Consider the following 11,188-nt stretch of genomic DNA (forward strand, 5'->3'; position numbering starts at 1 on the left):
TTACAACACGAAGTCCGCCGCCGTCAGCGCGACATTGCCGGCCAGCACGATATGGAAGTCTGAGGTGCCGTCGCCGTTGACATCGCCGGCGACCGTGGTGGTCGTGGGCGAGGTGTAGGCGTAGCGCAGCTCACCCGCTGTGTGGGTGAACAGCCCGGTGCCGATGAAGTGGAACGCCTGATTACCGGCCGCCCAGACGTTGGCGTCGATCGGCGACACGTCGATCTTGTCGCCCTGGGCATGGCTGAAATCGGCGATCTTGTCCGCCTTGGCCCCCACCACGCTGTACGAGAGGGAGGAGAAGACGAAGCGATCGGCCCCGGCGCCGCCGATGAGGATGTCCGAACCGGCGCTGCCGACCAGTGTGTCATCGCCCGCTCCGCCGGACAGCGTCAGGCTGACCCGGCCGGCCCCGACCGCGAAGGCGTTGATCACGTCGTTGCCGGCGCCGCCATCGACCGTCAGCTGGTCAGCCACCTCCAGGTGCTGGATCGAGACTCGCTCCTGCAGCCCGTCGACGCCGACCGTGGACCCGGAGTTCCAGAGCGTGATGCCGTTGGCGCCGGCAGTACCCTCCACCGTCACCGCATCGATGGCCCCGTCGCCGGTGGTTCCACCCACGGTCCCGGCCAGGTCGATGTCGACCCGGTTGACCTCGGTCCCGGTCAGGTCGTGGATCCTGACCTTGTCGGCGCCGCCGAGCGCATCGAACTCGATGCGCTCGACATCGTTCAGATCCATGTTGATCGAGGCGACGTCGCGGAAGAAGGTCGCTCGCCCGAAATTGGCCAGGATGTCGACCGTCTCGGCGGCGCCCGCGCCGAGGAAGCTCATGGTGTCGGTGCCGAACCCGCCCTCGACCGTGTCGCTGCCCTCGCCCGGCGCCCAGAAGAAAACGTCGTCGCCGCTGCCCAGGAAGGCGGTATCGTCGCCCCGGGCGCCGATCACGATATCGTTGCCGGCACCGCCGAGCAGCAGGTCCGCCCCGGCGCTCCCGATCAGCGTGTCGTCACCGGCACCGCCGTCGAGCACCAGGACCATCGATTGCGGCAGCGCCCGCGCATCGAGCCGGTCGTTGCCGCCGAGCCCGTTCACGACCAGGTGGTCGCCCGCGTCGAAATGCACGATCGTGGTCTGCGCCGCCAGGCCGTTCACCACCACGGTCGTGGCCGTCCCGGTGCCGGTCTGCGACAGCGTGATCACGTCGGCGGCGGCGCCGGCGGCGCCGTTGACGATCACATTGTCCTGCGCGCCGTCTCCCGCGGCGCCGCCCGACACGGCGGCCAGGTCGACCGCCACCCGCTTGACGTCGGTGTTGACGAGATTGTTGATGGTCACCAGATCCGACCCGCCGAGCGCCTGGAACAGGACGATCTCGACATTGTCCAGGGTCATGGTCACCGTGGCGATGTCGCGGAAGAGAGTCGCCTTCCCCCCGGCATTGGCGAAGATCTGGATGTTCTCATCGGCATTGGCGCCGACGAAGTCGAGCATGTCGGTGCCCGCCTCGCCGTCGATGGTGTCGCTGCCGTCGCCCGGAAACCAGCGGAAGATGTCGTTGCCCGTGCCCAGGAAGGCGGTGTCGTCGCCCTTCTTGCCGATCACGAGGTCGTGGCCGCCCTTGGCGTTGATGGTGTCGGCATCGTCCGTGCCGAACAGGGTTTCACCGGCCTCTGTGCCGTTGATGATAGCCATGGATGTTCCCCTTCTCCACAGGGCGGCCGGCGGCCGCCGCTCGGTTGTGTCTCACCCGGCCAAGATGCCGGACGTCCGGGGGAGTCATGTGTTACCGAGGTCACCCGACGGTCGGATCCGCATGAGTCGCGCCGCCGGATGTGCTCCAATGGCCGGATCCGAGCGCGGGAGTCGCGACCATGCTGAAGCGGATCGAGGCCGGGGTGCTGAGCGTCGCCTATGAGGAGAGCGGCGATCCGTCGGGTTGGCCGGCGGTGCTGCTGCACGGCTTCCCCTACGACATCCACAGCTATGACGAGGTGGCACAGCGCCTGGCCGCGCAGGGCGCCCGGGTGATCGTGCCCTATCTGCGCGGCTACGGCCCGACCCGCTTCCTGTCGGCGGCGACGCCGCGGTCGGGCGAGCAGGCGGCGCTGGGGCACGACCTGCTGATGCTGCTGGACGCGCTGCGGATCGAATCGGCGGTGCTGGGCGGCTACGACTGGGGCGGCCGCGCCGCCTGCATCGTCGCGGCGCTGTGGCCGGACCGGGCGCGCGGCCTGGTCTCGGTCAACGGCTACAACATCCAGGACATCGCCCGGTCGGGCGAGCCGGCCTCACCCGAGGCCGAGTTCCGCTACTGGTACCAGTACTATTTCCACGGCGAGCGCGGCCGGCGGGGACTGGAGCGCAACCGGCGCGATCTGTGCCGCCTGTTGTGGCGGCTGTGGTCGCCGGACTGGCGCTTCGACGACGCCACCTACGAGCGCAGCGCCGAATGCTTCGACAATCCCGACTTCGTCGATGTCGTGATCCAATCCTACCGCCACCGCTTCGCCCTGGCCGAGGGCGATCCGGCGGTGGCGGAGGTGGAGCGCCGGCTGGCGGCGCAGCCGCCGATCACGGTGCCGGCGATCACGCTGGACGGCGACGCCGACGGCGTGATGCCGCCCGGCGGCACCGCCCATCACGCCAGCCGCTTCACCGGCCGGCACGAGCACCGGGTGGTGGCGCCGGGGATCGGCCACAACCTGCCGCAGGAAGCACCCGAGGCCTTTGCCGAGGCGATGGTGACCGTGAAGGGCTGGGCCGGCGGCTGACGGCGGCTCACCGCATCCCGTATTGCGCGTCATGCAGCCGGCGGTAGAGGCCGCCGGCGGCGACCAGGTCGCGGTGCCGGCCCTGCTCGGCGATGCCGTTGGCGTCGACCACCACGATCCGGTCGGCGTGCTGGATGGTCGCCAGCCGATGGGCGATCACCAAAGTGGTGCGGCCCCGCGACAGCTCGGCCAGCGACTGCTGGATCGCCTGCTCGGTCTCCGTGTCCAGGGCCGAGGTCGCCTCGTCCAGGATCAGGATCGGCGGGTTCTTCAGGAACATGCGGGCGATCGCCAGGCGCTGCTTCTGCCCGCCCGACAGCTTCACCCCGCGCTCGCCGATCACCGTGTCCAGCCCGTCCGGCAGGCCGGCGACGACGCCCTCGAGCCGGGCCCGCCGCGCCGCCTCCATGATCTCGGCCTCGGTCGCGCCCAGCCGGCCATAGGCGATGTTCTCGCGGATCGAGCCGGCGAACAGGAACACGTCCTGCTGCACCACGCCGATCTGCCGGCGCAGCGAGGTCATGGTCATGTCGCGGATGTCGATGCCGTCGACGGTGATGCGGCCGCCCTGGACCTCGTAGAACCGCGGCAGCAGCGAGCAGATCGTGGTCTTGCCGGCACCCGACGGGCCGACGAAGGCCACCGTCTCGCCCGCCTGGATGACGAGGTCGATGCCGCGCAGCACCGGCGTCCCGTCGCCGTAGCCGAAGCTGACGCCGTCGTAGCGGATGTCGCCCTTGAGCGCCGGCACGTCGACCGCGCCCGGCCGGTCGACGATGTCCGGCTCGGTGTCCAAGAGCTCGGTGTAGCGGCGGAAGCCGGCGATGCCCTTGGGATAGGTCTCGATCACCGAATTGATCTTGTCGATCGGCCGGAAGAACACGGCGACCAGCAGCAGGAAGCCGACGAAGCCGCCCTCGCTGAGCCGGCCGGTCAGCACGAAATAGGCGCCGGCGATCATCACCACCATCTGGATCAGCCGCATGCTGAGATAGCTGAGCGAAGTGCTGGCCGCCATGATCCGGTAGGCGTCGAGCTTGGTCCGCCGGTAGTTCTGGTTGTCGTCGGCAAACAGCCGGCGCTCGTGCTCCTCATTGGCGAAGGCCTGCACCACGCGGATGCCGCCGACATTCTCCTCGATCCGCACGTTGAAGTTGCCGACCCGGCCGTACAGGGCCTGCCAGTTGCGGGTCATGCGGCCGCCGTAGCGGCTGGTCAGCCAGGCGGTCAGCGGCACGATCGCCGCGGTGATCAGCGCCAGCTCGGCATTGACCGTCAGCATCAGCGCGAAGGCGCCGATGAAGGTCATCACCGCGATGAACAGATCCTCCGGCCCGTGATGCGCGACCTCGCCGATCTCCTCCAGGTCCTTGGTCAGCCGGCCGACAAGATGGCCGGTCTTCTGGTTGTCGAAGTAGCTGAAGGACAGCTTCTGCAGATGGTCGAAGGCCTTCCGCCGCATCTCGGTCTCGATGTTGATGCCGAGCATGTGGCCCCAATAGGTCACCACCGCCATCAGGCCGGTGTTGGACACATAGATGACCAGCAGGCCGGCGGCGGCGAGCAGGATCAGCGGCCAGTCGCCGCTCGGCATCAGGCTGTCGATGAAGACCTTGACCGCGATCGGGAAGCCGAGCTCAAGCAGGCCGGAGACGATGGCGCAGCAGAAATCGAGCAGGAACAGCCCGCGATGCGGCCGGTAATAGGCGAAGAAGCGTTTCAGCATCGGTCGTCTCGAAGTCAGCCGCCGGACTGCCACGCCCGGATCGAGTCGACCGGGTGCAGCAGCATCAGCACGTTCAGGGTCAGGTTGTCGCGGATCAGCCAGCCGGTGAACAGCTCGAAGGCCACGGCCAGCAGCACCGTCAACCACACCGGCGCCCGCGCCGCGAAGAAGAACCCCGCCAGCATGAAGCCGATGTCGGAGACCGAGTTGATCACGCTGTCCCCGGTGTAGCCGAGCGCGATCGTCGCCTCGCGGTAGCGGTCGATGATCATCGGGCTGTTCTCGGCGATCTCCCAGGCGGCCTCGATGGCGATGGCCAGGAGGGCCCGGGCGCCCAGCGGCAGCCGCCGGGCGACGAGCCAGGTCAGCCCGAAGAACAGGAAGCCGTGGATGATGTGCGACGGCGTGTACCAGTCGGCAATGTGCTGGGAGTTGTCCGAGCTGAGCACATCGGAGGTCCACAGCTTGACCGTGCCGCAGGTGCAGATCGGCACCCGGCCCATGGCCAGCAGGATCGCCGCCGTCGCCGCCACCAGGCCGAGACCGAGCAGGAGGTACACGCCTGGCGACAGCCGGCCCGGCCGTGCCGCCCTGAAGGATCGGTTCACCATGAGCGCAGTCCTAGCACGGCCGGAGGGCTGCGAAGCATTCGCAGACGTCAGGACGACGCGCCGCTTTCGGCATGACGGGAGGGTGAGGCGAACCTGGCCGTTTGTGGTGAAATGCTGCTTTCCATCGGGGAGAATGGATCGTGGATTTGCTCGACCAGCAGCGGACCCTCCGCACCAGAGAGGAGTTTGCCGCCTTCGTCGACCAGCTTCGGCAAGACCTGCTGAAGAGGCCGGAGGAATGGGAGAACCCGACCCTCGACCGCTTCCTGGAGGCCATGGCGGCTTGGGTTTCCGCCAGCCCCGGGCATTTCCGCAATATCGGCCAGCCCTATCCAGAGGACGTCAACTGGAGCTTCTTCGCCGGCGTCCTGCTGGCGGCCAGAATCTACGAGTAGCCGCCGTCGAGATCAGAGATAGGGCGAGGCCAGCCAGACCGTCCGGTTGCGCAGCCGGGTCAGGAGCGGCCGGGCCCGCAGCGTCGCCAGCGTCTCCGGCCGGGCCGAGGCGATGCGCTGCCGGATGGCGGCATCGACCTCGCCGGCCACGCCGCGGTCGTAGATCTCGACATCCAGCTCGAAATTGAGCCGCAGGCTGCGCGAATCGAGGTTGGAGGAGCCGATCAGCGCCCAGGCGCCGTCCACCGCCATCAGCTTGGAGTGGTCGAACGGGCCGGTCGCCCGCCACACCCGGCAGCCGGGCCGCAGCACCTGGTCGAGCTGCGCCGTCATGGCGGCGTCGACCAGCGCCAGGTTGTTCACGCTGGGGATGACGATGTCGACCTCGACCCCGCGCTGCGCCGCGATGGCCAGGGCGCTGGTCAGCGGCAAGTCGGGCAGGAAATAGGGCGAGCAGATCCGGATCGAGCGCTGCGCCACGGCGATCGCGCCCATCACCAGGCTGTGATTCGAGCCGAGGGTGAGGTCGGGCCCGGACAGGATGGTGCGGGCCAGCACCGAGGGCGCCGGCTGCGGTTGCGGCAGCGACTGCCAGGCCTTGCCGTGCAGCCGCTCGCCGGTGGTGAAGCGCCAGTCCTGGGCGAAGGCGGCCAGCAGGCTCTGCACCATCGGGCCGCAGACCCGCGCGTGGGTGTCGCGGGCCGGCGGCCCATCGGCATAGGCGCTGGAGAACTGGGCCCGGATGTTCATGCCGCCGGTGAAGGCGGTCTCGCCGTCGACCACCAGCAGCTTGCGGTGGCAGCGCAGATTGGCATAGGGCAGCCGCAGGCCGATCAGCTTGCCGTTGAAACGGGCGGTGGTGACGCCGCCCTCGCGCAGCAGGCCGACGATCTGGGGCCGCGAATAGCGCGCGCCGATGGCGTCGATCAGCACCCGCACCGCCACCCCGCGCCGCGCCGCCTCGATCAGCGCCCCGGCGATCTCCTGCCCGACCGTGTCGTTGTCGAAGATGTAGCTCTGCAGCGCGATCGAGGACCGGGCGCCGCGGATCGCCTCCAGCATCGCCGGATAGGCCTCGTCGCCGCCCTGCAGCAGCCGCAGTTCGTTGCCGGCGGTCACCGCGAAGGGCGAGACCTTGTCGCCGAGCCGCTGCAGCGAGGCGAATTGCGGCGCCGAGGCCGCGGCCACATCCACCGCCGGCCCGGTCTCGTGGTCGTCCATGCCGGCGCCCGACCGCCGCCGCCGGCGCGCGATCGCGGCGCGGCGCACCCGGTTGACGCCCAGCACCAGATAGATCAGGGCGCCGAGGATCGGGTTCAGCACGATCACGCCGACCCAGCCGGTGGCGGCGCGCACATCGTCCTTGGTCATGATCGCATGGATGGCGCCGGCGATGCCGAGCACGAGGCTGGCCGCCAGCACGATGTCGGGCCAGTACGTCGTCCAGAAGCCGTTCATTCCGTCCATAGGTCGATGTTCCGCCGTCCATCCCCTGCCAGCAACCCCGGCGGCCGGCAAGGCTCAGCGACGTTACAGGAGAAAGAGGTGCCGGCGCCTTGACGTCGGCCGGCGTCGCCCATAGTTTGGATCCATGGATCCAAATTCGATTGCCGATGTGCTGCGGCGAGATATCGAAGCGCGCCTGCTGCCGCCGGACACGGCGCTGCGCCAGGAGAGCCTGGCGGAGCGCTTCGGGGTCAGCCGCCAGCCGGTGCGGCAGGCGCTGGATCGGCTGCTGGCGGAAGGGCTGGTGGTCCGCCGGTCCGACCGCAGCCTGGCCGTCGCCGGCCTGTCGGCCGGGGAAAGCCAGGAGTTGGCTGCCCTGCGCATCCTGGTCGAGGGCGAGGCCCTGCGCCTGTCGCTGCTCCGGCTGGAGCCGCGCGACCTGCGCCGGGCCGCGCGGCTGGCCGAGGATCTGGCCGAGGAAGAGAATCCGGCGGCGATCGAGGAGCTGGACGTCGCCTTCCACGCCGCCCTGTACGGGGCCTGCGGCAATGCCCGGATGCTGCGCCTGATCGATTCGCTGCGCCGGGAAGGACGGCGCTCCTATGCGATGCAGCCCCCGGGCTCCGCCTTCCGCGCCGCGATGGCGCAGCAGCACGAGGCGATTCTGGCCGCCTGCCGGGCCGGCGACGCCGCCGCCGCCGTCCGCGCCCTCGCCGCCCATCTGCGGGCGGCAGCCGATCCGCAACCGGGAGAGACCTCATGAGCCGATATCAGGCCACCGTGCTGTGGCAGCGCCCGCCGGACATCGCCTTCACCGACGGCCGCTACAGCCGGGCGCATCTCTGGCGCTTCGACGGCGGCGCCGAGGTGCCGGCCTCGGCCTCGCCGCACATCGTGCCGCTGCCCTTCTCCGCCCCCGAGGCGGTCGACCCGGAGGAGGCCTATGTCGTCGCCCTGGCGAGCTGCCACATGCTGTTCTTCCTGTCGATCGCAGCCAAGCGCCGCTTCGTCGTCGACCGCTACGGCGATTCGGCGGAAGGGGTGATGGAGACGGACGCCCAGGGCCGGATGGCGGTGACCCGGGTGGTGCTGAACCCGCGCGTAGCCTATGCCGGTCCCGCGCCGGACCATGCCGCCGAGGAGGCGATGCACCACGCCGCCCACGCGCAGTGCTTTCTGGCCAATTCGGTCAAGACCGCGATCGAGATTCGGCTGGAATGATGTTTCAGGACCGCCCTCCACCCCGCTGGAGATGTCGGACCCCGGCACTGCGATCCGGCAAATGCCCGGCAGCCGCATGCGAGCGGCGCATGGCACCCATGCAAATCTCCCGCCCAAAAGAAACCCTCGGCTGCCTGGACCGAAATTTTGTTTCAAGATATCGACCATTTTAGAGCAGCGGAGGGCTCGGCATTCGCGGCCGATAATGAAACAACTCCACATCCGGAAATTTTTATCCAGTTTTGGATGCCCTTGAAAGCATCTCCACCGAGCAGATAATAAAATTTCTTTGTTAAGAAATATTCTGCCTTTCCTCCGAAATATCATAATGGAAAATCTTACCGATATTTTTTATACCAAGAGGAGTCCCCTACCCTGTCATGATCCTTTAAGTTGTTTGTAAACGACGATTTTGTGATCTTAGGTCGAGAACGGCGCCATGTGCAGGCAGCGCTGGGACCGATACTGAAAACGCGATAGCGGAGAACGAATATGGCATTGTCACTGGAACTCCTGGGGCTGTTGGGCGTCAACCTCGAAGACAGCAACGACGACGTCCTCGTCGGCAACAGCATTATCGACGTCCTCAGCGGCGGTGACGGCGACGACGTCATCGAAGGCAAGGGCGGCGCCGACGTCATCAGCGGCGGCGACGGCATCGACACCCTGAGCTACGAGACCTCGGGCGCGGCGGTGCGTGTGAGCCTCGTGCCCGGCCTGCTCGGGCTGATCAGCCTGAACAGCGGCGGCGACGCCACCGGCGACCTGGTCAGCCTCGGCTTCGAGAACATCGTCGGCTCGGCCTTCGCCGACACCCTCACCGGCGACAACACCTCGAACACCCTGGTCGGCCTGGCCGGAGACGACACCATCAACGGCGGCGCCGGGAACGATGTGCTGGTCGGTGGCTCCGGAAACGACCGGATGGACGGCGGCACCGGCGTCGACACCGCGAACTATGTCGACGCGGCCACGGCGATCATCGCCGATCTGACGGCGGGCACGGGCACCAACCCGGCCGGCACGGAACACGACACCCTGATCGGCATCGAGAACCTCACCGGTTCGCGCTTCGCCGACACCCTGACGGGCGACGCCGGCGACAACGCGCTCAGCGGCGGCGCGGGCGACGACGTCGTCACCGGCGGCGCCGGGAGGGACGCGATCGACGGCGGCACCGGCCTCGACCGTGCCAGCTACGCGGCCTCCAACGCTGCCGTGACCATCAGCCTGGCCGCCGGCACCGCCAGCGGCGGCCATGCCCAGGGCGATGTCCTGACCCACATCGAAAGCCTGACCGGCAGCGCCTTCAACGACAGGCTGAGCGGCAATGACGGCACCAACGTCCTGAGCGGCCTGGCCGGCAACGACACCATCTTCGCCGCCGGCGGCGACGACGTCATCTACGGCGGGACCGGGGCGGACTTGATCGACGCCGGCAACGGCCAGGACACCATCTACTATGTGAGTTCCACCGCGGGGGTCACGGTCAATCTGACCACCAACGTCAACACCGGCGGTGAGGCCGCGGGCGACTCGCTGTTCAATGTCGAGGGCGTGGTCGGCTCGAGCTTCGCCGACAATCTCACCGGCCAAAACAACGACAACAGACTCTCGGGCTTGGCCGGCAACGATGTCCTCAACGGCGCCGGCGGCGACGACACCCTCTTCGGCGGTGCCGGGGCGGACGTGCTGAACGGTGGCACCGGCCTCGACGCGGCGAGCTACGAGTTCTCGGCCAGCGCGGTGGCCGTCGACCTGACCGCCGGGACCGGCACCGGCGGCGACGCCGCGGGCGACTCGTTCACCAGCATCGAAAACCTGGTCGGCTCGCGCTTCGCCGATACCCTGGCCGGCGATGCCGGATCCAATGATCTGCGCGGCGGCGACGGCAACGACGTGCTCAGCGGCCTCGCCGGCGACGACACCTTCACCGGCGGCGCGGGCGCCGACACGATCAACGGCGGCGCCGGGACGGATGGCGCCTTCTACACCCAGAGCAATGTCGCGGTGAACGTGAACCTGGGGACCGGCTTTGCCTCCGGTGGCCATGCCCAGGGCGACCTGCTGATCGACATCGAGAACGCCGGCGGGTCGGAGTTCAACGACACGCTGATCGGCTCCGCTGGGAAGAACATCCTGTCCGGGGACCTGGGGAACGACACCATCCGTGGCGGCGGCGGCGCTGACGAGCTGGTCGGCGGCGCGGGAGCGGACACGTTCGTCTACACCGCGACCTCCGACAGCCCCTTCCAGGCCGGTGACCTGATCCGCGACTTCAGCCATGCCCAGGGCGACCTCATCGACCTGTCGGGGATTGACGCCAACACCGGCGCGGCCGGCGACCAGGCCTTCACCCTCATCGGCAGCGCGCTCTACAGCGGCGTCGCGGGTCAGCTCCGCGTCGCCAACACTGCGCCCGGCGTCCTCACCATCGCCGGCGACGTAAACGGCGACAGCGTTTCCGACTTCCACATCAATGTCTACGGCACCAGCTTGGCAGCCGACGACTTCGTTCTGTAAGCGAACGCACTACGAGCTCGGGGCCGCCCTTCGGGGCGGCCCTTTTTTATGCCGTCGCCTCGGCCGCCCGGCGCCGCGCCTCCTCGGTGGCGCGGCGGAAGCGGGCCAGACGCCGCTCGGCCCGCGCCATCCGCTCCGGCCGCGGCTCATGGATCGCGCCGACGGTGTCCGGCGGTGTCGGCCAACCCAGCGCCGCCGCAGCGATGCGGTAGCCGCCCATCGCCGTGGTCGCGGTCGGCAGGTCGGCGCATTCCACCACCCGTCCGGTCGCGTCGGCGATCAGCTGCGGCCAGATCCGGCTGGCGCCGCCGCCGCCGGTCAGCCGGATCGGCCCCGGCAGCGCCGCCATGGCATCGAGATTGTTGCGCAGCGCCAGCGCCACCCCTTCCAGCACCGCGTAATGCAGGGCGCTGCGGCCCAGCGCGCGGTCGCGGGCGAGCAGGGCGCGGCGCAGCGCCAGGACGACGCTGGTCGCGCGCGCCGCCTCCTGTG

General features: G+C 68.9%; 10 protein-coding genes. 5 read left to right on the top strand and 5 right to left on the bottom strand.

Going from position 1 to position 11,188, the window contains the following annotated elements:
- Positions 1–1,695, bottom strand: a complete 1,695-nt coding sequence (locus ACTOWL_RS36595; protein WP_441326235.1) for a calcium-binding protein — start codon at positions 1,693–1,695, stop codon at positions 1–3.
- 179 nt (positions 1,696–1,874) lie between these two features.
- On the opposite strand from ACTOWL_RS36595, the gene ACTOWL_RS36600 reads away from it, so the two are divergent.
- Positions 1,875–2,774 (top strand): alpha/beta fold hydrolase, encoded by a 900-nt coding sequence (locus ACTOWL_RS36600; protein WP_441326236.1) that lies wholly within the window; start codon positions 1,875–1,877, stop codon positions 2,772–2,774.
- 7 nt (positions 2,775–2,781) lie between these two features.
- Here ACTOWL_RS36600 and ACTOWL_RS36605 read toward each other — a convergent pair whose 3' ends face one another.
- Entirely contained in the window at positions 2,782–4,500 is a 1,719-nt protein-coding gene (locus ACTOWL_RS36605) for an ABC transporter ATP-binding protein (protein ID WP_441326237.1), read from the bottom strand.
- A gap of 14 nt (positions 4,501–4,514) precedes the next feature.
- On the bottom strand, positions 4,515–5,111 hold the full coding sequence (locus tag ACTOWL_RS36610) for a DUF2585 domain-containing protein (RefSeq protein ID WP_441326238.1): 597 nt from the start codon (positions 5,109–5,111) through the stop codon (positions 4,515–4,517).
- A 140-nt stretch (positions 5,112–5,251) separates the two neighbouring features.
- Here ACTOWL_RS36610 and ACTOWL_RS36615 point away from each other — a divergent pair, with 140 nt between their 5' ends.
- The gene (locus tag ACTOWL_RS36615; RefSeq protein ID WP_441326239.1) at positions 5,252–5,506 is read left to right on the top strand and encodes a DUF7660 family protein; all 255 of its coding nucleotides are present in this window, start codon (positions 5,252–5,254) and stop codon (positions 5,504–5,506) included.
- A 12-nt stretch (positions 5,507–5,518) separates the two neighbouring features.
- Here ACTOWL_RS36615 and ACTOWL_RS36620 read toward each other — a convergent pair whose 3' ends face one another.
- Entirely contained in the window at positions 5,519–6,973 is a 1,455-nt protein-coding gene (locus ACTOWL_RS36620; RefSeq protein ID WP_441326240.1) for a phospholipase D-like domain-containing protein, read from the bottom strand.
- 124 nt (positions 6,974–7,097) lie between these two features.
- Between ACTOWL_RS36620 and ACTOWL_RS36625 the strand changes: the two genes are divergently transcribed.
- From ACTOWL_RS36625 to ACTOWL_RS36635, 3 genes are all read left to right on the top strand, one after another.
- A complete protein-coding gene (locus ACTOWL_RS36625) occupies positions 7,098–7,715 on the top strand; it encodes a GntR family transcriptional regulator (protein ID WP_441326241.1) in 618 nt (205 codons plus the stop codon).
- On the top strand, positions 7,712–8,173 hold the full coding sequence (locus ACTOWL_RS36630; RefSeq protein ID WP_441326242.1) for an OsmC family protein: 462 nt from the start codon (positions 7,712–7,714) through the stop codon (positions 8,171–8,173). The genes ACTOWL_RS36625 and ACTOWL_RS36630 overlap by 4 nt, the downstream gene beginning before the upstream one ends.
- Positions 8,174–8,665: 492 nt before the next feature.
- Complete coding sequence (locus tag ACTOWL_RS36635; protein WP_441326243.1) at positions 8,666–10,696, top strand: M10 family metallopeptidase C-terminal domain-containing protein; 2,031 nt, start codon at positions 8,666–8,668, stop codon at positions 10,694–10,696.
- A 46-nt stretch (positions 10,697–10,742) separates the two neighbouring features.
- Here the strand turns inward: ACTOWL_RS36635 and ACTOWL_RS36640 are convergent.
- Positions 10,743–11,188: FGGY-family carbohydrate kinase (locus ACTOWL_RS36640; RefSeq protein ID WP_441326244.1), on the bottom strand; the 446-nt coding region annotated here is incomplete at its 5' end.

This window comes from Inquilinus sp. CA228, from assembly GCF_052078665.1.
In the GTDB taxonomy this organism is placed as follows: Bacteria; Pseudomonadota; Alphaproteobacteria; order DSM-16000; family Inquilinaceae; genus Inquilinus.

Excerpts from the sequence above, each read along its gene's own strand:
- ACTOWL_RS36600 (WP_441326236.1), top strand. The coding sequence starts at position 1,875 with ATGCTGAAGCGGATCGAGGCCGGGGTGCTGAGCGTCGCCTATGAGGAG.
- ACTOWL_RS36595 (WP_441326235.1), bottom strand. The coding sequence starts at position 1,695 with ATGGCTATCATCAACGGCACAGAGGCCGGTGAAACCCTGTTCGGCACG.
- ACTOWL_RS36605 (WP_441326237.1), bottom strand. The coding sequence starts at position 4,500 with ATGCTGAAACGCTTCTTCGCCTATTACCGGCCGCATCGCGGGCTGTTC.
- ACTOWL_RS36610 (WP_441326238.1), bottom strand. The coding sequence starts at position 5,111 with ATGGTGAACCGATCCTTCAGGGCGGCACGGCCGGGCCGGCTGTCGCCA.
- ACTOWL_RS36630 (WP_441326242.1), top strand. The coding sequence starts at position 7,712 with ATGAGCCGATATCAGGCCACCGTGCTGTGGCAGCGCCCGCCGGACATC.
- ACTOWL_RS36620 (WP_441326240.1), bottom strand. The coding sequence starts at position 6,973 with ATGGACGGAATGAACGGCTTCTGGACGACGTACTGGCCCGACATCGTG.
- ACTOWL_RS36625 (WP_441326241.1), top strand. The coding sequence starts at position 7,098 with ATGGATCCAAATTCGATTGCCGATGTGCTGCGGCGAGATATCGAAGCG.
- ACTOWL_RS36635 (WP_441326243.1), top strand. The coding sequence starts at position 8,666 with ATGGCATTGTCACTGGAACTCCTGGGGCTGTTGGGCGTCAACCTCGAA.